The organism is Mesorhizobium sp. M0293, assembly GCF_040321735.1.
In the GTDB taxonomy this organism is placed as follows: Bacteria; Pseudomonadota; Alphaproteobacteria; order Rhizobiales; family Rhizobiaceae; genus Mesorhizobium.
The window spans coordinates 1-22,293 of record NZ_JAMYSA010000025.1; the positions used below are offsets into that span (position 1 = coordinate 1).

General features: G+C 63.1%; 18 protein-coding genes. 9 read left to right on the forward strand and 9 right to left on the reverse strand.

Going from position 1 to position 22,293, the window contains the following annotated elements; all coding sequences use genetic code 11:
• Positions 1 to 89: 89 nt before the first annotated feature.
• Positions 90 to 506, reverse strand: a complete 417-nt coding sequence (dksA, locus tag NKJ06_RS12055; protein WP_013531862.1) for an RNA polymerase-binding protein DksA — start codon at positions 504 to 506, stop codon at positions 90 to 92.
• Between the two features lie 331 nt (positions 507 to 837).
• On the opposite strand from dksA, the gene NKJ06_RS12060 reads away from it, so the two are divergent.
• The 4 genes from NKJ06_RS12060 to NKJ06_RS12075 all read left to right on the forward strand — a co-directional run bounded on the left by NKJ06_RS12060 (position 838) and on the right by NKJ06_RS12075 (position 4,677).
• Complete coding sequence (locus NKJ06_RS12060) at positions 838 to 1,341, forward strand: SixA phosphatase family protein (RefSeq protein WP_352809845.1); 504 nt, start codon at positions 838 to 840, stop codon at positions 1,339 to 1,341.
• Between the two features lie 64 nt (positions 1,342 to 1,405).
• On the forward strand, positions 1,406 to 2,884 hold the full coding sequence (locus NKJ06_RS12065) for a YcjX family GTP-binding protein (RefSeq protein WP_352627876.1): 1,479 nt from the start codon (positions 1,406 to 1,408) through the stop codon (positions 2,882 to 2,884).
• Positions 2,881 to 3,987: a YcjF family protein gene (locus NKJ06_RS12070; RefSeq protein ID WP_352809848.1), complete on the forward strand. Its 1,107-nt coding sequence runs from the start codon at positions 2,881 to 2,883 to the stop codon at positions 3,985 to 3,987. Before NKJ06_RS12065 ends, NKJ06_RS12070 begins: the two co-directional genes overlap by 4 nt.
• 135 nt (positions 3,988 to 4,122) lie before the next feature.
• Positions 4,123 to 4,677 carry a hypothetical protein gene (locus NKJ06_RS12075; RefSeq protein WP_352627878.1) on the forward strand — a complete coding sequence of 185 codons (555 nt, stop codon included), beginning with the start codon at positions 4,123 to 4,125 and terminating at the stop codon, positions 4,675 to 4,677.
• A gap of 110 nt (positions 4,678 to 4,787) precedes the next feature.
• On the opposite strand, the gene NKJ06_RS12080 is transcribed toward NKJ06_RS12075, so the two are convergent.
• Together NKJ06_RS12080 and NKJ06_RS12085 are read right to left on the reverse strand one after the other, a co-directional pair.
• Complete coding sequence (locus tag NKJ06_RS12080; RefSeq protein ID WP_352627879.1) at positions 4,788 to 5,996, reverse strand: MFS transporter; 1,209 nt, start codon at positions 5,994 to 5,996, stop codon at positions 4,788 to 4,790.
• Between the two features lie 59 nt (positions 5,997 to 6,055).
• Positions 6,056 to 7,042, reverse strand: coding sequence for an AraC family transcriptional regulator (locus tag NKJ06_RS12085; RefSeq protein WP_352627940.1), 987 nt, complete (start codon positions 7,040 to 7,042; stop codon positions 6,056 to 6,058).
• A 161-nt stretch (positions 7,043 to 7,203) separates the two neighbouring features.
• Between NKJ06_RS12085 and NKJ06_RS12090 the strand changes: the two genes are divergently transcribed.
• Together NKJ06_RS12090 and NKJ06_RS12095 are read left to right on the forward strand one after the other, a co-directional pair.
• Entirely contained in the window at positions 7,204 to 9,036 is a 1,833-nt protein-coding gene (locus NKJ06_RS12090) for a monovalent cation:proton antiporter-2 (CPA2) family protein (protein ID WP_352627880.1), read from the forward strand.
• 14 nt (positions 9,037 to 9,050) lie between these two features.
• Entirely contained in the window at positions 9,051 to 9,596 is a 546-nt protein-coding gene (locus tag NKJ06_RS12095; protein ID WP_352627881.1) for a DUF924 family protein, read from the forward strand.
• A gap of 27 nt (positions 9,597 to 9,623) precedes the next feature.
• On the opposite strand, the gene folK is transcribed toward NKJ06_RS12095, so the two are convergent.
• Genes folK through folP form a run of 3 tightly spaced genes read right to left on the reverse strand, consistent with a single transcriptional unit; the run spans position 9,624 to position 11,334 of the window.
• Complete coding sequence (folK, locus tag NKJ06_RS12100; RefSeq protein ID WP_352627882.1) at positions 9,624 to 10,136, reverse strand: 2-amino-4-hydroxy-6-hydroxymethyldihydropteridine diphosphokinase; 513 nt, start codon at positions 10,134 to 10,136, stop codon at positions 9,624 to 9,626.
• Positions 10,120 to 10,479 carry a dihydroneopterin aldolase gene (folB, locus tag NKJ06_RS12105; protein ID WP_352627883.1) on the reverse strand — a complete coding sequence of 120 codons (360 nt, stop codon included), beginning with the start codon at positions 10,477 to 10,479 and terminating at the stop codon, positions 10,120 to 10,122. Before folB ends, folK begins: the two co-directional genes overlap by 17 nt.
• Positions 10,480 to 10,482: 3 nt before the next feature.
• A complete protein-coding gene (folP, locus tag NKJ06_RS12110; RefSeq protein ID WP_352809849.1) occupies positions 10,483 to 11,334 on the reverse strand; it encodes a dihydropteroate synthase in 852 nt (283 codons plus the stop codon).
• A 114-nt stretch (positions 11,335 to 11,448) separates the two neighbouring features.
• On the opposite strand from folP, the gene NKJ06_RS12115 reads away from it, so the two are divergent.
• Both NKJ06_RS12115 and NKJ06_RS12120 read left to right on the forward strand, forming a co-directional pair.
• Positions 11,449 to 12,090, forward strand: a complete 642-nt coding sequence (locus NKJ06_RS12115; RefSeq protein WP_352627885.1) for a DUF922 domain-containing Zn-dependent protease — start codon at positions 11,449 to 11,451, stop codon at positions 12,088 to 12,090.
• 208 nt (positions 12,091 to 12,298) lie between these two features.
• A complete protein-coding gene (locus NKJ06_RS12120; RefSeq protein ID WP_352627886.1) occupies positions 12,299 to 13,780 on the forward strand; it encodes an MDR family MFS transporter in 1,482 nt (493 codons plus the stop codon).
• 4 nt (positions 13,781 to 13,784) lie between these two features.
• On the opposite strand, the gene NKJ06_RS12125 is transcribed toward NKJ06_RS12120, so the two are convergent.
• The 3 genes from NKJ06_RS12125 to NKJ06_RS12135 all read right to left on the reverse strand — a co-directional run bounded on the left by NKJ06_RS12125 (position 13,785) and on the right by NKJ06_RS12135 (position 15,710).
• Positions 13,785 to 14,813, reverse strand: coding sequence for an NAD(P)/FAD-dependent oxidoreductase (locus tag NKJ06_RS12125; RefSeq protein ID WP_352627887.1), 1,029 nt, complete (start codon positions 14,811 to 14,813; stop codon positions 13,785 to 13,787).
• A gap of 96 nt (positions 14,814 to 14,909) precedes the next feature.
• Positions 14,910 to 15,230 carry a 2Fe-2S iron-sulfur cluster-binding protein gene (locus tag NKJ06_RS12130; RefSeq protein WP_352627888.1) on the reverse strand — a complete coding sequence of 107 codons (321 nt, stop codon included), beginning with the start codon at positions 15,228 to 15,230 and terminating at the stop codon, positions 14,910 to 14,912.
• A 111-nt stretch (positions 15,231 to 15,341) separates the two neighbouring features.
• The gene (locus NKJ06_RS12135) at positions 15,342 to 15,710 is read right to left on the reverse strand and encodes an Hpt domain-containing protein (protein WP_352627889.1); all 369 of its coding nucleotides are present in this window, start codon (positions 15,708 to 15,710) and stop codon (positions 15,342 to 15,344) included.
• 272 nt (positions 15,711 to 15,982) lie between these two features.
• Between NKJ06_RS12135 and NKJ06_RS12140 the strand changes: the two genes are divergently transcribed.
• Complete coding sequence (locus NKJ06_RS12140) at positions 15,983 to 22,252, forward strand: coiled-coil domain-containing protein (RefSeq protein ID WP_352809850.1); 6,270 nt, start codon at positions 15,983 to 15,985, stop codon at positions 22,250 to 22,252.
• The last annotated feature ends 41 nt before the right edge of the window (positions 22,253 to 22,293 follow it).

Here is a 22,293-nt window from a genome sequence, read left to right on the forward strand (position 1 = left end):
CTGCCGCGCCAATAAAAATGGCCGGAAAACCCGGCCATTTCAAGATCATCGTCGCCCATGACGGCTGGTCGCGCCGCCGGCCTTGCCCCTCAGTCGTCGCGGTAGACTTTTTCGCGGCGCTCGTGCCGTTCCTGCGCTTCGATCGACAACGTCGCGATCGGACGTGCATCGAGCCGCTTCAGCGCGATCGGCTCGCCGGTCTCTTCGCAGTAGCCATAAGTGCCTTCGTCGATGCGCTGCAGTGCGGAATCGATCTTTGCAATGAGCTTGCGCTGACGGTCGCGCGCCCTGAGTTCGATGGCGCGGTCGGTTTCCGAAGAGGCGCGATCGGCCAGATCGGGATGGTTGGCGTTTTCTTGTTGCAGGATTTCCAGTGTTTCGCGCGCTTCGCGCAATATGTCATTCTTCCAGGTGACGAGCTTTGAGCGGAAGTAAGATTTCTGCCGCTCGTTCATGAACGGCTCGTCTTCGGAGGGTACGTAATCGGCGGTAACGATGTCGTTCATTCGACTCACCCAAACTGCCCCAAATTTGGCGCCTATATATTCGCCGTCCGACGCCTGCACAAGCGCAATCAGCCGCTGTCTCACGCAATTGTTAATGTGCGCCGGCGCGCGCCTTTGCAGCGGCATACGGTCGTTTTGATACCAAACTACTCTGTGGCGCTTTGGATCCGGCGCAACATGCTTTCGGAACATCGGCTGTGATTTTCGGCCGGTGCACAACCGCCTTTTGCGGCACCGCACCATGGGTGATTCGGGTATTCGAAGCACACAAGCCATTGTGCGCAACGCGTTCTCGTGGCTAATCCTGGAAGGCTTCGGCATCGGAGGTTGGGTGAGCAGGCTTTATCTGTTGCGACATGCCAAGGCTGGCTGGGCACTGCCCGGCATGCGCGATTTCGATCGCCCGCTCGATGAATCCGGCCGTGCCGACGCCGAAATGATGGGCGCCGCCATGCGCTCCCGCTCCTATGTTCCGGACCTGACGCTGTGCTCCAACGCCAAACGCGCCAAGGAGACGCTGGAAGGCCTGGCCGGCCAGACCGACACTGGCCGAGTGCTGTTCTTCGACTCGCTCTACAGCGCGGACGCGGCCGGTTACCTCCATCTCATCCGCGAAAATGGTGGGGCGGGCTCATTGCTGGTCATCGGCCACAATCCGATGACGGAAGACCTCACCATGGCGGTTTCGGGCGACGGCGACGAGACGGCGCGGGCAACGCTCAACCATGGGTTCCCGACCGCGGGCCTGGCGGTCGTCCGCTTTGACGGCGCTCTTGCCAAGGCCGCCCAGGGCACCGGCTATCTCGAAGCGTTCCTGACGCCGGCCGATCTTTGAAGCCATTTCAAAGCCTGGTTGCAGAGCCTATATCGGACGGACCGAAGCCCTGAGAGATCACATTTTGGCATCATCGCTGACCACCTTAACCGACGAGGCGAGGATTGCCCTCGACACGTTGTCGGGACGCGCTACCGGGCTTTTTTCCCCATCGCTGCGCCTCGGCGTGACCGGATTGTCCCGCGCCGGCAAGACGGTGTTCATATCGGCCCTTGTCCACAATTTGATCCATGGCGGGCGCCTGCCGCTGTTTGAGGCGCAAAAATCGGGGCGCATCGCCCGTGCCTTCCTCGAGCAGCAACCGGACGACGCCGTGCCGCGCTTTCAGTACGAGGATCATATCGCAGCCCTGGTCAACGATCGCGCCTGGCCCGATTCGACTCGCGCCATTTCGGAACTGCGGCTGACCATCGAATATGAATCGGCCTCCGGCTGGAGCCGCATGTTTTCCTCAGGCAGACTGTCGGTCGATATCGTCGATTATCCCGGCGAATGGCTGCTCGACCTGCCGCTACTCGGCAAATCCTTCGCCGATTTTTCGCACGAAGCCTTCGAAATGGCCGTTCTGCCGGTGCGCGAGGACCTGTCGCAGGCGTGGCGGGCGCTCTCGGCGGAGATCGACCCGAATGCCGATGCCGACGAGATGACGGCGCGCCGCCTGGCCGAGAGCTTCGCCGCCTATCTGAAGGCGTGCAAGCTCGACGAGCGGGCGCTTTCGACCTTGCCGCCCGGCCGCTTCCTGATGCCTGGTGATCTCGAAGGCTCGCCGGCACTGACCTTCGCGCCCTTGGCCGGGATCGGCGACAGGCGCCCGCGCCCGGGGTCGCTGCACGCCATGATGGACAGGCGTTACGAGGCCTACAAGACGCATGTCGTGAAACCGTTCTTCCGCGAACACATCACCCGCCTCGATCGTCAGATCGTGCTGATCGACGCCATGCAGGCGCTGAACGCCGGCCCCGGCGCCATGGCCGACCTGGAACGCGCGGTGACCGAGATCCTCAGCTGTTTCCGTCCGGGCCGGGGCAGCTTCCTTACCGACCTGTTCTCGCGGCGCATCGACCGCATACTGGTTGCCGCGACCAAGGCCGATCACCTGCACCACGAAAGCCATGACCGCCTGCAGGCTATCGTGCGGCGGCTTGCCGACCGCGCCGTGGCGCGCGCGAATTTCACCGGCGCGGATGTGGATGTCGTCGCCATGGCGGCGATGCGCGCGACACGCGAAGGCACCGTCAAGCAAGGTCGAGAGACGTTGCCGGTCATCATCGGCATGCCGATCGCCGGCGAGAGGATCAACGGCGAAACCTTTGATGGAAAGACGGAAACAGCCATATTTCCCGGTGACTTACCGGAGAAGATTGATGCGGTGTTCGATGTTTCGGGCCCCGATCACAAGCAGGACTCCGCGGACCCGGCAATCCGCTTCGTCCGTTTCCGTCCACCAAAGCTCGAACGCACGGCCGAAGGCGTCACGCTGTCGCTGCCGCATATCAGGCTCGACCGTGCCTTGCAGTTCCTGATCGGAGATCATCTGGCATGACCGCGCCCCGCAAGCCGGCAGCATTCCGCATCGAGCCGGAGCCCGTATCCCGGCAGGAAGCGCCGCAGGCGCACCGTGCCCACGCCGATCGTGCACAGACCGACACGGGGCGAAAGCCCCGCGCGATGAAAACCGATGTGGCGATGGTCATTCCGGCGGAAATCGATGTCTTCGACGAGCCCGACATCATTGCCGCGGAGCCGCCGCCGGCGATCGCCCCCAGGAAACGCTCGCTGCTCGGCAGCATCTTCTTCGGCGCTTTTGGCATCCTGGTTTCGCTGGCTGTCGGCCTGTGGACCGACCAGCTCATACGCGACCTCTTCGCCCGCGCCGAATGGCTGGGCTGGCTGGCCGCGGGCATGGCTGCCGTCGCCATGCTGGCGTTGCTGATCATCCTGATTCGCGAATTCCTGGCGATTGCCCGTCTCGCCGAGGTCGAAAAGCTGCAGATGCGGGCGCTCGACGCGATCGCGCGTGACGATCCCAAGGCAGCACGATCGGTCGGCGACGAATTGTCGGCCTTTGTCGCGGCCAAACCCGAGACCGCGGCCGGCCGGCGCGCGCTGGCCGAACTGCGCGGCGAAATCATCGACGGCGGCAATCTGGTGCGCCTGGCCGAAGCCGAAATTCTCGGCCCCCTCGATGCCAGGGCAAAAATAATGATTCTTGAGGCCGCCAAACGCGTCTCGCTGGTGACGGCGGTCAGCCCGCGCGCACTCGTCGATGTCGCCTATGTCGTATTCGAGGCCGGGCGGCTCATCCGCCGCCTGTCGGAACTTTATGGCGGACGGCCGGGAACGCTGGGTTTCTTCCGCCTTGCGCGTAGCGTGCTGGCGCATCTGGCGGTCACCGGCTCGATCGCGATCGGCGACAGTTTCGTCCAACAGATCGTCGGCCACGGCCTGGCGGCGCGCCTTTCGGCCAAGCTTGGCGAGGGCGTCGTTAACGGCATGATGACAGCGCGCATCGGCATCGCGGCGATGGAAACGGCGCGCCCCCTGCCCTTCAGCGCCGCGAAGCGTCCCGGACTGGGCGATTTCCTCTCCGCCCTGACATCGTTTGCCACCAGGAAAGACGGTGAAACAGCCCCGCCTGGCAAGTGAGCCGGGCCGGAGCGTTTGGACCTTCGGAATTGTTACCGGACTGCTTTGTGGCGACACCGTAGTGACGAAGCATTAACCAATCTTGTTCATGGTCAGACGGGTTCCAAACAGCCTCTTTGTTGCCGGGTGTCGTCGATGAAAAGCGTATTTCTGTCCAGCCTCCTGCCCCTGGCAACCGTGATCACAGCAGTCGTCGGTATTGCCGGAGCGGCCTCCGCGGCGGAGCCGGACAAGCAATTCTTCCAGTCGGCCGAAGGCAAATGGATCGGCCCCGGCGAAATCGTCGCCGGCAAGTACAAGGGCACCAAATTCAACTGCAGCTTCACCGGCTCGACACCCGACGGCAAGGTCGGCATGTCACTTGACGGCGGCTGCCGGGTCGGCATGTTCACCCAGCCGATGTCGGCCAAGATCGAGCGCAAGGGCCGCGAGGGCTACAAGGGCAGCTTCATGGGCGGCGCGAGCGGCTCCGGCCTCGACATCATCGGCGGCAATGTGGTCGATCCCCGCAAGGTGGTCTTCACCATCAACCGCAACCAGTTGCGCGGCGTCATGCAGGCGCGCATCCCCGACGACAATTCGATGACAGTGACCATTGCCGTGCGCGTCGACGACCAGTTGGTGCCGGTGATCGGCATGAGCCTGAAGCGCGTCGACGCCGTCGAAGTCGGCTCCATCGCCCCGAACTGACAAATCATCGATCGCTGAAAGCAAAAAAGGCGGCGACCCCATGGTCACCGCCTCATTCTAACAGCTAGAATCGGGCGCTTAGCCCTTGATCGCGGCCGTTACTTCGTCGTTCAGCCGCGAGGCTGTAGCAGCGCCAGTAGGGCCGTCGCCGCCGCAAGGACAGCGGTCAGAGTCAAGGGCGCCGTGGCACCATAGGTGTCCACGACATAACCACCGACAACCGCGCCGATCGTGATGGCAACTTGGAAAGAGACGACCATCAGGCTACCCGCCGCTTCCAGCGCATCAGGCGCCGCACGCGACAGATTGGTCGGCAGCACCACCGGCCCCATGCCGAAGGCGAGGCCCCAAAGTGTAACGAACCCGAAGGCAACGCCGATGTGCACGCCCCAAAGCACCAATGCCAGCGCCGCAAACGCCATCAATGCGGCGGTTACCACGAGAGCAATGCGGATATTGGCGTCGGCCATGCGGCCGCCGGCAATATTGCCAATCACGGCGGCGATGCCAAATCCGAGCAGAGCCAGGGCAATTGGCCCGGTTGCAAGCAGCGTCACGTGTTCGAGGAAGGGACGCACATAGACAGAGCCAGCAAAATGCCCTGTCATCAGCAAGACAATGGCAAGCATGCCGAGTTGAATACCACGCCGCCGTGTCAGCCGAAATACGTCTGCAAGACTGTTGCTTGCTGCTGCAGGCAAGGTCGGCAGGCTAAGCAACTGCAAAAGCATGGCAATCACGGCCAGCCCCGCCGTCATGGCCATGGCGCTGCGCCATCCCAGCCAGTCGCTGATCAACGCACCCATCGAGGGCGCGGCAATGGTGGCGAGCGAGACCCCGAGGGTGACGATGGCCATGCCTCGACCTGTCGCATTGGCGCCGACCAGCCTTGCAACGACAGCAACCGAAAGTGCCCAGAAAGCGCTGAGAGCAATCCCCAGTCCGGCCCTGCCTAGCAACAACAGCCAGAAATTAGGCGCCAACGCTGCAAGAATATTGGAACCGACCGCCAAGGCCATGAGGCCAACCAGCACCGTCTTGCGGTTCAATCGGCCGATGAGAACATTGCTCAACATGGCCGTCACGGCGCCGACGGAGGCGGTGGCGGTGACGACCTGTCCAGCCGTCCCCTCGCTGATGCCGAGATCACGCGCCATTGGCGTCAACAGACCTGCCGGCAGGAATTCGGCTGATACAAGGGCAAAGCTGGTGGCCGCCAATGAAAGGACCGCGAACCAGGTGGCCGCGCTCCACGCGACCGGCGCGTCGGCATCAAGGCCAATCGCGGCGTCTTCAAGCTGTAATGTTGTGTCAGTCACTGAAGGATCTCCAAAGTTTAGAGATCTTCATAGGCGAGTCCTTACGGATGATATGTATCTCAAAATCCGAAATTCATGTCTATTCGTCCGGGAATTGTGCGGCGCACAACACCGGGCGAGACATTGGTGATGCGCTTGAACGCGCGAGCGAAGGATGCCTCGGAATCATAGCCCAAACGGGTAGCGACTTCGGCAACCGACAAGCCGTTTTGCCCCAGCAACTCGCGGGCAAGCTGCATACGCAGGCGAGCGAGATAGCGTGCGGCACCCTCCCCCAATACAGCGCTGAAGCGCTCGGCGAAAATCGAGCGCGATTGGCCTGCCACGCCGGCGAGGCTTTCCAGCGTCCAGTTACGGCCGGGGTCTCGGTGCATTGCTGCCAGCGCGCGGCCAATATGGGGATCGCGGATGGCTGCGAGCCAACCCGTGGTCGAGGCTCCCGAGCAATTGACCCAGCAGCGGATGAGCCGGGCTGTCAGCAAGTCCGCCATACGCGACAAGATGGTGGCGCTGCCCATCTGCGGATGTGCGGCCTCCGCCGTCATGGCCGCCAGCAAAGGACCAACGACCGGGTCATTGCCGGCCACGTCGCAACCCTTGATGATAGGCGGCATCAACGAGATCAATGGGTTAAGCGCACAGGAGTCCAAGGTCATGGAGCCGCAGAAAAGGGTGCTCGTCGCGCCCGTTCCTTCCCGGACCACCTCGCAGACGTTGCCCCCCAACTTGATCACCTGGCAACCCTGGAGCGAGTCGCCTGCAACATTCGGCGCACTCGCCAACCGATGGGCGATGCCTTGCGGCAGCAGCACCAGATCGCCATTGCGCAACTCCTGCCAGCCTTGCGCTTCGGTATGAATCCAGCATGGACCCTGGCCGACAAAATGGAAACGAAGCAGATTTTGTTGCGGAAAGTCTATGCTCCATGGATGCCGGAGCTCGCAGCGGCCATAGTTGACACCACTCAAGCGAAAGTCTTGCAGAACTTCGCTAAGCGCGTCCATCGGGATGTGCGGCAACGACGGGCGGGACGAATAGTCAGGCATATAGCTGATATAGATGCCGAACGTCCGGCAAGCAAGCGGAGACCATTGTTCCACCAAGGAAATCGCGTCAACGGCACCCTACCCTTCCTGTCAAGCTTTGTGCCCTTGCCTCCCGCTCCCAGTGCATGCAAGGAGTGCTGTCAGACACAGGGAAAAGAGGCATGGCGGAAGCATCGGGCAGCGAGCTTATTCAGGTGGTGGCGCTGCTTGCCGCGGGTGTCGTCGCGGTTCCGATCTTTAAACGCATGGGGCTGGGCTCGATCCTCGGCTATCTCGCCGCAGGCGTGGTCATCGGCCCGTTCGGCCTCGGCGTCTTTTCCGAATCGGAAGCCATTCTTCACGTCGCTGAACTCGGCGTCGTCATGTTCCTGTTCATCATCGGGCTGGAAATGCAGCCGTCGCGGCTGTGGGGCCTGCGCCGCGAGATCTTCGGCCTCGGCGCCCTGCAGGTCGGCGTCTGCGCGCTTCTGCTGACCGGCGTTGGCATGGCGGGAGGATTTCCGATCGCGCAATCCTTCGTCGCCGGCGCCGGCTTCGTGCTGACCTCGACGGCGATAGTCATGCAGCTTCTCGAGGAGCGCGGCGAAATCGCCTCCCCGAAAGGCCAGCGCATCGTATCGGTCCTGCTGCTCGAGGATCTGGCCATCGTGCCGCTGCTGGCCCTGATCGCATTTCTGGCGCCCGGTGGGGCCGACACCAGCCTGTCGGAGCGGCTGACGGAGGTCGGCATCGGCCTCGCCGCGATCGTCGGCCTGGTGGTGGCCGGCCGGTATCTGCTCAATCCGTTCTTCCGCATCCTGGCGGAAGCCCGTGCCCGCGAGGTGATGACGGCAGCAGCACTTCTGGTCGTTCTCGGATCCGCGCTCGCCATGCAGCTTAGCGGCCTGTCGATGGCGATGGGCGCCTTCCTGGCCGGCGTGCTGCTGTCCGAATCGACCTTCCGCCATCAGCTCGAAGCCGACATCGAACCCTTCCGCGGCATCCTGCTCGGCCTGTTCTTTCTCGCGGTCGGCATGTCGCTCGACCTGCATGTGGTCGCCGCGAACTGGCGGCTGATCGCCATCTATGTCGTCGCCTACATGGTGATGAAGGCGTTCGGCATCTACATCGTTGCCCGCATCCTGAAATCAGGTCATCGCGAAGCGCTGGAGCGCGCGGTCTTCATGGCGCAAGGCGGCGAATTCGCCTTTGTCCTTTACTCGGCGGCCGCGGCCGTCGGCATCATCGACGGCAACGCCAACGCGACGCTGACGGCGATCGTCATCATCTCCATGGTTCTGACGCCGCTGGCGATCATCGCCTTGCGGTATCTGACGCCGCGCGACGAGCAGTCGCTCGACGGCGTCGATATCGCCGATGGCCTGACCGGCAGCGTGCTGGTCATCGGTTTCGGCCGCTTCGGGCAGATAGCCAGCCAACCGCTGCTGCTGCGCGGCATCGACGTGTCGATCATCGACAATGATGTCGAAATGATCCAGGCGGCGGCCGATTTCGGCTTCAAGGTCTACTATGGCGACGGCACGCGGCTGGACATCCTGCATGCCGCCGGCGCCGGCCGGGCACGCGCCGTGCTGATCTGCGTCGACAAGGCTGATGTGGCCGTTCGCATCGCCCAGTTGATCAAGGCTGAGTTCCCACTGCTCACCGTGCTGGCCCGCGCTTTCGACCGCGGAACCGCGCTGCAGCTCATTCGCGCCGGTGTTGATTTCCAACTGCGTGAAACCTTCGAATCCGCACTTGTTTTCGGTGGCTCGGCCCTGGAATCGCTGGGTGTCGATCCGGAAGATGTGGCTGAAACAATCGAAGATGTCAGGCGCCGCGACACCGACCGCTTCGAAACCCAGCTCGCCGAAGGCATTCGCGCCGGACAGCGCTTCTTGAGGGGCAATATCGGCACGCCGATTCCGACGCCGCTTTCCACGCCGCGCCGCCCTGGCCAGGCGCTCAACGAAGAGACGGCCGGCGTGCTGCACAAATCCGAAGCGGCCGATTGAGCAAGGAATTATGCATGGAATTGGACAGCAGAGCCTTGTCGGTCACCAAATTCTGGCGCGATGCCGGCGAGGATGCGTGGTTCGAGAAGAACGAGGCATTCGATGCCGACTTCCGCAACCGCTTTCTCGATCTCCACTACGCCGCCGCGCGGCGTGAATGCGACGCCTGGCTGGAGCATGCCGAAGGCTCGCTGGCGCTGATGATCCTGCTCGATCAGTTTCCGCGAAACTGCTTTCGCGGCACCGGCCATATGTACGCGACCGACCCGCTCGCCAGATATTTTGCCGCAAAGGCGATCGCGGCCCGTCATGATCTGGCGCTTGAGGAAGAAATTCGCGTCTTCCTCTATCTGCCATATGAGCATTCGGAACTGCTTGCCGACCAGCACCTATCGGTCGATCTGACCCAGGCCAGGGCCGAACCCTATCTGAAGTATGCTGTCGAACACCGCGATATCATTCAGAGTTTCGGCCGTTTCCCGCACCGAAACAGGATGCTTGGCCGCGAAACCACCCCGCAGGAGCAGACATTCCTGGATGGCGGCGGATTCTCGGGCTAAACGTCCGGCTGCCGCCTCGTCCGGACCTCAGGCCAGCCACCAATCCCGGCCGGACGACAATCGCTCGATGCCGGATGTGTCGACGGCGACCAGCCGGTCCGTGATGCTGCGACCACTGACAACCAGGCCGGGCGCGATCTCGGCCAGCGGCGCCAGCACGAAGGCACGCTCCAGCATGCGCGGATGCGGCACCTCCAGCCCGGTTTCGTGAATGACGCGGTCGCCGAACACCAGAATGTCGATGTCGATCAGCCGCGGCCCCCAGCGCTCCTCGCGCACCCGCTTCAGCTTGCGCTCGGCATCGAGGCAGAGGTCGAGCAAGGCACGCGGCGCCAGCCCGGTGGAAATTGCGGCAGCCGCATTGAGAAAATCCGGCTGATCGAGCTTGCCCCAGGGCGGCGTGCGATAGAGCGAGGAGACGCCGGTGACACGCGTGTCCGCGTCGGCGTCCAGCATGCGCAACGCCGCGCCCATTGATTTCGCCGGGTCGCCGAGATTGCCGCCAAGGCTGAGATAGACCGTACTATTCGGGCCAGACAACGGTCACCTCGACGTAATCGAGCACGCCGGGCACCGGGGCATTGGGCTTGCGCACGGTGATCTCGGCTTTCTTGATCTGCGGAAAACGCGCCGTCAGCGCACGCGCCACTTCGAGCGCCAGGGACTCGATCAGAAAACGGCGATGCCCGGTGATGATCTCTTCGATCACCGTGAACGCAATGCCGTAGTTGACGGTATCCTCGATGGAATCCTCGACAAGCGCCCGGCCGGGATCGACGGTGAGAGCGGCATCGACATAGAAGCGCTGGCCAAGCCTTTCCTCCTCGTCCAGCACGCCGTGCCGGGCAAAGAAAGCGCAGTTCTTCATGCGGATGACATACATCGCTCAGTCTCTCGCCCGGTCGGTTTGACGCGCCAGCATAGCATCTGCGAGCGCCAGCGCGTCCACGTTGAATGCGACATCGTGGACGCGAAACAGATCGGCGCCCTTGAGCCGCAGGATGACGCTGGTCGCCGCCGTTCCACCCCGTCGGGCGGCCGCCTCGCGGCCGGTGACTGTGCCGATGAAGCGTTTTCGTGACGTGCCGGCCATCAGCGGCAAGCCGAGTGTATGCAATTCCGAAAAGCGCGCCATCAGGTCGAGATTTTCGTCCGCCGTCTCCTTGGCGAAGCCGAATCCCGGATCGAGCACGATATGGTCGTCGGCAACGCCGTTCTGGTGGGCGATTTCGAGCGATTTTCGCAGGAATTCCAACTGATCGGCAATCACGTCCGGCAGCTTCTGGCGATCCCGCCCGGTATGCATGATGACAAGCCCGGCGCCGGTATCGGCGGCGACACGCGCAATGTCAGGCTCGCGCTGCAAACCCCAGACGTCGTTGACGATATGGGCGCCGGCGGCCACCGCGAACCTGGCGGTGTCGGCGCGATAGGTGTCGACCGAAATCAGCACCTCACTGGTGCTCGCCAGCGCTTCGATCACAGGCAGGATGCGGGCCTGTTCCTCGCTTGCCGATACCGCGGCGGCACCGGGGCGGGTCGATTCTCCACCGACATCGACGATCAGCGCCCCTTCCGCCATGATGCGCCGTGCCTGGGCCAGCGCCTTTTCAGGGGCGTCGAACAGACCGCCGTCGGAAAAGCTGTCGGGCGTGACGTTGAGGATGCCGACGACCACGGCCTTGCCGCCAAGGTCGAGATGGCGTCCATGCGCCAACTGCCATCGCCTAGCCGTCATTGTTCATCAACCATGGGGCTCATCAACCTAGGCTCATCAACCATGTGTGATCCCTAGCGGATCAATTCCGTTGCGCCGGCAACGGCCGTAAAGCAAGGTGGTCGAAGAGGCAACATGATGAAACGATCCATGCTTGGCATCAAACAATCCTTGGCTGGCGCGCTGCTGCTCGCCGTGACCCCGATCCCGGCGGGTGCGGCCAACCTCGTCAAGACGTACAGCTACTTCGCCGTTGGCGGCAGCACGCTCGACGACATCGAGGCGCAGCTCTTCAAACGCGGGCCGGAGGTGAAAAGCACGGGCACACGCCACCCGGGCGCCACCCAGATGGCCTTCACCACCCGCGTCAGCTATGCGCAGACATCGAACTCCTGCCGGATCGCCGACGCTGTGGTGACCGTCAAGGTGAAGGTGATCCTCCCCGAGTGGCGACGCCCACGCAAGTCCGATGCCGATGTCAGGCTGTTCTGGGACACGCTGGCCGCCGACATCAAGCGCCATGAGGAGCGCCACGTCGAGATTGCCAAGAACCATGGCCGCGAACTCGAAGAGGCGCTGAAAGCCACCTACCCGCAAAAGAACTGCAGCGCCGCCAAGGCCAAGGCCGCCGCGATCACTGCGGCTGTTCTTGCCAGCCACGACCGGGCCCAGCTCCAGTTCGACCGTGTCGAAAGCGTCAATTTCGAGAGCCGCATCCTGAGGCTGCTGCGCTACCGGATGGAGCGCATCGGGAACGGTCAATTGCCGCCGGCCTGAGCGCGCTCGAACTGACGAAAGCCAAATTCGCCGAAGCGTAGTGCCAGCTTCGAAAAACTTTCGAGCCCCTGTCGAAATCGGCCTATATGGGACGACATATAGCAGGCTCGCCAGGCGCGAGTTCAAAACGCCAATGCTATCGAGACGGTCAAAGCACCGGAACGGCTGAACAGCGCCGGTCAAATCGCAAGCTTACGGATGAACGATCATGGACCAGGCTGTCGACAATCAAACGATGGTGGAAACTGGCGCGCCGCTGACCGAGAGCGAGAAGAACGCCATCATCGGCGGCGTGCTCCTGTCGATGCTGTTGGCGGCACTCGACCAGACCATCGTCGCGCCAGCCATGCCGACCATCGGGCATGCGCTCGGAAACGCACAATATCTGCCATGGATCGTCACCGGCTACCTCCTGACTGCAACCGCCGTGGCCCCGCTCTACGGCAAGATATCCGATGTTTATGGCCGCCGGCCGACCGTTTATGCCGCGATCCTGATCTTTTTGGCGGGATCACTGGTCAGTGCGATGGCCCCCAACATGTTTGTGCTGGTTGTCGGGCGGGCGATCCAGGGCGCCGGTGGCGGCGGCTTGTTCGCCTTGACACAGACCGTCGTCGGCGATCTCGTTCCGCCACGCGAGCGGGCACGTTACGCCGCCTGGTTCTCCGGCACATGGGCCGTTGCCAGCATTGCCGGACCGTTGCTCGGCGGCACTTTCGCCGAGCACCTGCACTGGTCGCTGATCTTCTGGATCAATATCCCGCTGGGTTTTCTTGCGATGGCGATCATCAACAAGCCGCTCAAGAAACTGCCCATCGCTGCCAAGCACCATCGCATCGACGGCCTGGGCGCGCTGCTTCTGATCATTGCCACGGCGCTGTTGCTGCTGGCCTTGAATTGGGGCGGCAGCGCCTATCCCTGGATGTCGCTTGAGGTCATCGGCGTTCTCTGCGGCTCGGCGATTTTCTGGGGCGCTTTTGCCTTGCGGCTGATGCGAGCCGCCGAACCGCTCATCTCGCTCGAAGTGCTTGGCAATCCAATCGTTCTGGCAGGCACGCTTTCGATGTTCCTGCTTCAGGCCGCAAGCGTCGGTATGGCGGTGTACCTGCCCGTCTATCTCCAGTCGGTGCTCGGCCTGTCGGCAGCAGAGTCGGGCACCGCGATGCTTGGGCTTCTGCTGGGGACCGTCGGCGGCGCGACATTCAGCGGGCGTATGATACCGCGCTTCACCCACTACAAGCGCATTGCAATGGTGGGCGTCGTCTTCAGCATGCTGTGCCTCTGCCTGCTGGCCTTTGTCGCGGGGCATGCATCGCTGCTGGAAGTAGAGGTTTTGACGATTTGCATAGGGTTGGGGACCGGAACGACGTTTCCGGTCACCACCGTGTCGGTCCAGAACGCCGTCGACCGCATGCATCTTGGCGTCGCGACCGGTGTGCTGACATTCCTGCGCTCGCTGGGCAGTGCGCTTGGGGTCGCGATGCTCGGCGCGGTCGCTCTGGGCTATGGCCTGCCGCTTGCCGGCGAAGGCGTGCGGATCGCTGGTCATAGCGCATCGGTCGAGCCGTTCGTGATGATCTTTGTCGTCGCCGCAGCCACATTGCTGCTGGGGCTGATCACGCTGATGCTGATGCCCGAAAAGGAGCTTCGCGGTTATGCCGACGACGCAGCTCCAATCCTCGCGGAGTAAAAAGTTAGCCGGAGACGCCGAGCTTCTTCTGCAGACTGGTCGACGAGGTCGTGTACTGGAACACGATACGCTCGCCGGGGCTGATGATGCGCTTGGCGGCCTGCGCCATCAACGCCACCTCGTGGAAGCCCGACAGGATCAGCTTCAGCTTGCCCGGATACCAGTTGATGTCGCCGACCGCGAAGATGCCCGGCACCGATGTCTGGAACTTCTCTGTATCGACCGGAATGAGGTTCTCGTGAAGATTGAGGCCCCACTCCGCGATCGGTCCGAGTTTCATGGTCAGGCCGAAGAACGGCAGCATGCGCGTGCAAGGCACCTCGACGTCGCCGTCCGGTCCCTTGATGGTGGCCGATGACAGCTGGCCCTCAGTGCCGGTCAGTCCGGTCACTTGCCCGACCTGGAACTCCAGCTGCTTCATCTCCTGCATGGCATACATCTTGTTGACGCTGTCGGGCGCGGCACGGAACTCGGGCCGCCGGTGCACCAGAGTCACGCTCTTTGCCACGGGCTGCAGGTTGAGCGTCCAGTCGAGCGCCGAGTCGCCGCCGCCGACAATGACGAGGTCGTGGCCGCGAAAATCCTCCATCCGGCGCACCGAATAGAAGACGCTCTTGCCTTCAAAAGGTTCAATCCCCGGGATCGGTGGACGCTTGGGCTGAAAGGAGCCGCCGCCGGCGGCAATCACCACCACCTTGGCCTCGAACACTTCGTTCTCATCGGTGGTGACGCGAAAACTGCCGTCCTCCAGCTTTTCCAGGCTGGAAACCATGCGGTTGTAGGTGAAATCAGGCTTGAACGGCGCGATCTGCTCGAGCAATTTGTCGACCAACCCCTGCGCCGAAATCGAGGGCCAGCCGGGAATGTCGTAAATCGGCTTTTCCGGATAGAGTTCCGCGCATTGGCCACCGGGCCGGTCGAGGATGTCGATCAGGTGGCACTTCATGTCGAACAGGCCGAGTTCGAACACGGCAAACAGGCCGACCGGCCCTGCCCCGACAATAAGCACGTCTGTCTTGGTGGTCTCGGTCATGCGATGTGCCTCGCTGCGAAGAGAGCAGGACACTGCATGACCAATGCTCCGCTGCCAAGCCGCAGCGGGAAAAATCAGTTGGCAAAGATCCCGCGCTTATCCCTGGCGGGCGGGCACGCGGACAACCAGGCCGTCAAGCGCGTCGCGCACCTTGATCTGGCACGACAGGCGTGAGTTCGGCTGGACCTCGTAGGCGAAGTCCAGCATGTCCTCTTCCATCGCTTCCGGCTCGCCGACCTCAGCCGTCCAGGCTTCGTCGACATAGACGTGACAGGTCGCACAGGCGCAGGCGCCGCCGCATTCCGCCTCGATCCCGGGCACAGCGTTCCGGATCGCGTTCTCCATGACCGTCGAGCCGTTCTCGGCGTCCATTTCGAAATGTGTGCCGTCATGGGCGATGAAAGTCAGCTTGGTCATTTGTCACCTGAAGGGAGTCTCAGCCGAGATAATCACTCCGGCGAGCAAGTCAACTGCCGCGCGAAAGCGCCGCTTCGTGACGTTTTCCGCAAACCGGGTTTAGCGCCGGATTCAGCGACTGATGGCGGCGATGAAATCGCGCACTTCGTCGATCAGCGTGCCGAGCCGCTTGAGCGTCTGGTTGTCTTCCGGCCGGTGCTCGATCTCGGTGACGCAATCGGCAATGGCAAAGGCACCCACGCCCCGTGCCGAGCCCTTGAGTCCATGGGCGAGCAGAAGCCGGTCCTTGATGTCGGCGTCGACTATTCTGTCGCGCACCGACAGCGCCTGTTGTACAAACAGCGCCAGCACCTCCTGCTCGAGGCTACGGTCGCCCATCGTCTGGCGGGCAAGGTGTGCCAAATCGACCGGCCGTGACCGTCTTGGTCCGGATACGTCGCCCCCGGGCATTGAGAAGGCGATGCCGCTTTCGCCACGCATGAACTCGAACTCCGTTTTCTTCGATCGCCCAAAAACCTAAGCGAATCCAGTGGACAACGGGTTAATGGTTGGCCCGGAAAAATGGTGCGAAAACGGCGCCGAAATCACGGTTGCGTTAACCTTATATTTAAAGTTTTACGTATCCCGCGGAATGCATGTTTTCTTTACCCCCCTGTGTCATTACGATACGAGGGGTCCATTTTCAGCCTCCTGCGCGTGGTAAGACAAACAGAATTATAAGCCCGCGGCAGCTAGTACAGGGTAGCGAAGGCATGGCAAAGAAACCAACGACGAGAACTCTCGACAACGAAGTGGCCAGGGAACTGGAAAAGGCGCTTGATTTCGACCTCAGCAATGATGTCGGCAGCGGCGACCTCGACATCGCGGCTTCGATGGAGGATCTGGAAGCGCAGATATCCCAGGCCGCCGACGAGCTGGCACGCGAGGGACGCGATCAGAAACCGGAGCCCGTGGTCAATCAGAGCCAGTCCCAGAGCCAGGCCGCAAAACCCGCGCCAAAGGCCAAGCCTGCCGAGTTGCGTCCCGTGGAAACACGCAATGGCGCCCAGCCTGCGGGTTTCGCGCCGGCCAATGACGATCGCCAGAAGGACTACAAGACGCTCCTGCACAGCCTCAACAGGCGTGCCTCGAACACCATTTACTGGGTTGTCGCCTTTGTTTCGCTCGCCTGGTTCGCCGGCGCCGGCGGATTGGCCAATCTTCTTTTCGGACCGAGCATCTGGAAAATCCGCACGCTTGACCAGTTCCTTGCCCGTCCGGAGCTGATCGGCCTCGCCGTCGCGGCGATCGTGCCCGTCATCCTGTTCTGGGCTTTCGCGGCCATGATTCGCCGCGCCCAGGAAATGCGCATCGCCGCCCAGTCGATGACCGAAGTGGCCTTCCGTCTGACCGAACCGGAAAACCTTGCCCAGGATCGCGTCATGATGATCGGCCAGGCCGTTCGTCGCGAGGTCGCGGCCATGGGCGAAGGCATCGAACGCACGCTTGCCCGCGCCGTCGAGCTGGAAACGCTGGTGCACAGCGAAGTCAACCAGATCGAACGCTCCTATTCCGAGAATGAATCCCGCATCCGTTCGCTGGTCGACGGGCTAGGCAGCGAGCGCGAGGCCGTCGTCACGCACGCAGAGCGCGTCCGCGCCTCGATCACCGGCGCGCATGAGACGCTGAAGGACGAGATCGGCGCCGCCTCCGACATCATCCGTGATTCGATCCTCAATGCGTCGACCAAATTGTCGATGACCATCACCAATTCCGGCGACACGCTCATCGACCGCATCAACGAAAGCTCGATGTCGATCTTCGATTCGGTGGAAGGCCGGCTCGATTCGATCACCGACCGCCTGTCGACCTCCGGCGAGGCTTTCGCCAGCCTTCTTGATACCCGCATCGCCAAGCTGACGGACACCACGGACGGCCTGACACGGTCGTTGACCGATCTGCTCGACGATCGCACCACCGGCATGGTGTCGCTGCTTGGCGGTGCTGCACGCACCCTCAATTCCGAGTTCGAGGCCAGCCTCAACGGCATCGAGCGGACGCTCGCCGAACGCGGCCAGGCGCTGATCAGCGAGTTCCAGACGCGCGCCGAGGCGCTGGACACCGGAACGCAGAAGCTCAATGCAGCCCTCGAGGCCCGCGCCCGCCAGATCAACGAGACGCTGGTCGAGCGCGCCCGTGAAATCGCCCACACCTTTGCCGAGAGCAAGGACACGCTGTCGGCGATGATCGATCAGGGCAAGACCCAGATCGGCGCCGACATGGCCGACATCGTCACCTCGACCTCCTCCATGCTCGAAGCCCGCGCCAGCGACTTCGCCGGGCGCATGGAAGCCGCCCGTCACGTCGTCTCGCGTTCGTTCGACAGCGACATCCAGCGGCTCGCCGATGCCCGTGTCGGCATCGAGGAAGCCGTCGAGAACCACAGCAGAAAGCTGTCCGAAAGCCGCGAGCGCATGGCCGAAGCCATGCAGGCCGATCTGGCGAAGTTCGCCGAGGGCCGCGCCGGCATCGATGCGGCGGTGACCAACCAGGTGCAGAAGCTGGCCGAAGGCCGCAGCCTGATCTCGCGCGCTCTCGAAGAAGATTTGCGCAAGGTCAATGAATCGCGAGCGGCCATCGATGCGTCGCTCGGCAGCCATCTCGAAAGGCTGGAAGAAGGCCGCAACAGGCTCTCCACTGCCCTGAACGAAGACTCCGGGAAATTGGTGCAAGCTCGTACGATCATTGATGAAATGGTTGCCGGCCACGTCGGAAAGCTCGCCGAGGGCCGCAACATCCTGTCGCGCGCACTGGAAGCCGATCTCGGCAAACTATCCGACAGCCGCGCCGACATCGACGGTCTTGTCGCCGGTCAGGTCGAGAAGATCGCGGAGGGCCGCGCCGTGCTCGCCAAGGCGTTGGAAAACGACATTATAGGCATCAAAAATCTCATCGAAACCCATTCCGCCAAGCTGGCGGAAGACCGCACCCAGCTTTCGCACTCGCTCGACAGCGATCTGTCCGGCATACGCGGCCTGATCGAGGGTCATTCGGGACGCCTCGCCGAAGACCGCAGCCTGCTTTCGCAGACCCTCGAAGCCGACCTTGCCAAGCTTGCAGAGAGCCGCTCGAGCATCGACGGTCTCGTCGCCGGTCAGGTCGAGAAGCTGGCCGAAGGCCGCGACATTCTCAAACGGGCTCTGGAATCCGATCTGAACACGATCAAGGGCGTCATATCGAGCCAGTCGGAAAAGCTGGCCGAGGATCGCGGGCAGCTTTCGCGGGTCCTGGAAGCCGACCTGCAGAATGTGAACAGCGTCATCGCCGACCACATGAACAAGCTGGTTCAGGACCGTTCGACCCTGTCGAAGGCGCTCGAGGACGATCTCGCCAAGCTGGCCGACAGCCGTTCCAGCATCGACGGGCTGGTTGCCGGTCAGGTCGAGAAGTTGTCTGAGGGTAGAGATATCCTGCGGCGCGCCCTGGAATCCGACCTCAATGCGATCAAGGGAACCATTGCAGACCAGTCGCAGAAACTGGTCGATGACCGGGCACAATTCGCCCGGGCGCTCGAGGCTGATCTCGAAAGCGTCAACAGCCTGGTCAACAGCCATTCCGAACGGCTCGCCCAGGACCGTTCGACCTTGTCGAGGTCACTTGAGGCCGACCTCGAAAACGTCGGCGGCCTCGTCAACAGCCACGCGGAAAGGCTTGTCCAGGAACGCTCGACCCTGTCGAAGGCGCTTGAAGACGATTTGGCCAAGCTCGCCGAAAGCCGCTCCAGCATCGATGGCCTGGTCGCCGGCCAGGTCGAGAAACTGGCCGAAGGCCGCGATATTCTCAAGCGCGCGCTGGAAGCCGATCTGGCCAAGCTGGCCGAAAGCCGCTCCAGCATCGACGGTTTGGTCGCTGGTCAGGTGGAGAAACTGGCCGAAGGCCGCGACATTCTCAAACGCGCCCTCGAAGCTGACTTGCAGAAGCTGAGCGAAAGCCGCAGCGATATCGACGACGTCATTGCCGGACATGTCGGCAAGCTGTCCGAGGGTCGCAATATGCTGACCCGCGCGCTGGAAGACGATCTCGGCAAGCTCGCCGAGACCCGCAAGGACGTTGACCGCTCGCTGTCGGGCCATATCGACCAGATAGCCGCCAGGAGCACCAGCATTTCCGACGCGATCGCTGCCGATGTCGAGAAGATCGAGCAGGCGTTCGGCCGTCAGACCGGCATCATCGAGGAGCGCGCCGGCACTATGGAGCGTGCGCTCTCGACAGGCGTCGCCAACGTCCGTGCCGTGCTCGAGAAGAGCGCTGTGTTTGTCGCCGGCGCCCTGCGCGAAAAGGTGCTGGAAGTCACCAGCACGCTGCATGAGCAGGCCGGTGCCGCGTTCAGTGACGCCGACCGCAAGATCGCCGAGCGCGCCGAGCAGACCTCTGCCGCCCTGCTGGCACGGGCCGAAGATATCGCCCGCACCTTCGAGGACGCCGACCGTCGCCTGCACGCCCGTGCGGAAGATACGTCGAACGCCTTGCTTGCCCGCGCGGACGATACGTCCAGCTCACTGCTGGCCCGCGCCCATGAAACCGCCGATCAGCTGGCCGCTCGTGCAAGCGAGATTGCCGGCGCCTTCGACGTGGCGGACCAGAAGCTCGCCGCCCGCGCCCAGGAAACCGCCGATCAGCTGACCGCCCGTGCAAGCGAGATCGCCGGCACGTTCGATGCAGCCGACCAGAAGCTGGTCGCCCGCGCCATCGAAACGGCCCAGTCGCTGGCCGCGCGCGCCGGCGATATCCTGCGCAACTTCGAAGGCGCCGACCGACGGCTCGGCATGCGCATCGGCGAATCGGCCGAAGCGCTTGCCGCCCGTGCCTCGGACCTTGGCCGCATCTTCGATGCAGCCGACCAGCAATTGGTCTCGCGCATCGCCGAAGGTGCGGAAGCACTGTCCAGCCGCGCCTCGGAAATCGGCCGCATCTTCGACGACGCGGATCAGCGCCTGGTGTCGCGCATCGCCAGCAGCACCACCACGATCGGCGAGCATGCCGAAACCATCGTCGGCGCCTTTACCGATACCGAGCAAAGGGTCGCCGAACGTGCAAGGCGGACCGGCCAGGAAATGGCCGTGCATGCCCGCGAAATCGAGCAGGCGCTTGCCGGCGCCGATGAGCGGCTTGCGTCGAGCGCTGCGGCTACGGCCGCCCGTGTCGAAGAGCAGGTCTCAGGCGTCGAGAACCGCCTCGCCCACACGGCCGAGACGATGGGCCAGAAGCTCAACGAGCAGGTGTCGAATGCCGAGGCGCAACTCGTTTCGCGAGCCAATGTGATCGCCGAGACCTTCACTGCGGTTGGCCAGCATATCGGCCAGAGCACCAACGATGCCGCCAAGACGATCGGCGCCAACACCCGCGAACTCAACACCATGCTCGCGGCGCGTTCGGCCGAAATGTCGAAGATCCTCGACGAAACCGCACGGCCTTTGGTCGAGCGCTTCGCCCAGGGCGGTTCGGAACTGCAAAAGAGCATGGAAGAGGTCACCGAACGCGCCACCGAGAAGCTGCGCAGCGAGAATGCCGCACTTGTCGACGCGCTCGCCAGCCGCACCGCCGAGACCTTGTCGGCGGTCGAAGGCGCCCGCTCGTCGCTGTCCGACAGCGTCGCCGACCTCATTGGCCGCATGACCAAGTCCAGCTCGCAGCTCGGTCAGCTGATCGAGCAGGCCGCCGTCAATCTCGGCGAGGTCGATGAACGCCTCAGCGGCAGCACGCAAAGCTTCGCCGCCACCACCGAGAAAGCCGCGCAGACCTTTGCCAGTTCGGCGCGACTGGTCGATTCGAACACGACAAGGCTGACGGACCTGTCGTCGTCCACCTTGCGCGAGGTCGCGTCGATCGCCACCAAGTTCGACGAACACAGCCGTCTGCTGTCCAGCGCTTCGGACCTGTTGAGTTCGGCCCAGAGCAACCTCGAGCACACGCTCGAAAGGCAGTCGTCGCTCGAGGATCTCGCCGTCGGCCTGGTTAAGAAATCGGAAGATCTCGAAAGGGTCATGCGCTCGTTCGAAAATCTCGTCGGCCAGACGCTGCAGAACGCCGAAGGCAAGACGATGGAGTCGGCCGACAAGATCCGCAACGCCATCACCGACGTCGTCGATTCGGCTACCAAGCGCTTCGCCGATGCGACCGAGGAGATGCGGCGCACCGCGGGCTCGATCAAGAGCGAACTCGACCTCACCCGCGCCGAACTCAAGAAGGGCGTCATCGAGATGCCGGAAGAGGCAAAGGAATCGACCTCGGCCATCCGCCGCGCCGTCTCCGAGCAGATCAATGCCCTGAAGGAGCTTTCGGACATCGTTGCGAAGTCCGGCCGCAGCAGTGATGGCGCCGAGCCCCGCAATCTGCGTCCGGCGCCGCAAGCGCCAGCCGCACGCACCGCCGAGCCGCCGCGTCGCGCACCGCCGGCACCGCAGCCGGAGCTGCGCACCCCTCAGGCGCCGTTGGGCGGCCCTGCATTGCGCGGCACGCTCGACCTTGAGCGCCCCGCCGAGGCGGCACCACGCCAGCGTGGTGATGCACGTACGCCTCAGGGCGGTTGGGTGCGCGATCTCCTGACCGCGGCGTCGAACGACGAGGACCTGAGGTCCGCAGCACCTTCGGCGCCCGCGGAAGCACCGCGCGCGGCCCCTGCCCAGCGCTCGCCCCTGCATGTCGTGGAATCGCTGAACTCGCTCTCCGTCGATATCGCGCGAGCCATCGATCACGAAGCTTCGATCGAGTTGTGGAACCGCTACCGGCGTGGCGAACGTGACGTGTTCACGCGGCGGCTCTACACACTGAAGGGCCAGCAGACGTTCGACGAGATCCGTCGCAAGTATCAGGCGGAGGCCGAGTTCCGCGCCGCCGTCGACCGCTACTGCGACGATTTCGAGAAGCTGCTCAAGGATGTCTCGCGCAACGACCGCGACAACATCATGGCGCAGACCTACCTGACGTCGGACACCGGCAAGGTCTACACCATGCTGGCCCACGCCAGCGGCCGCCTGCATTGATCAGCCGATAGGGCAAAAAACAAAAAGGCGGGAAATTTCCC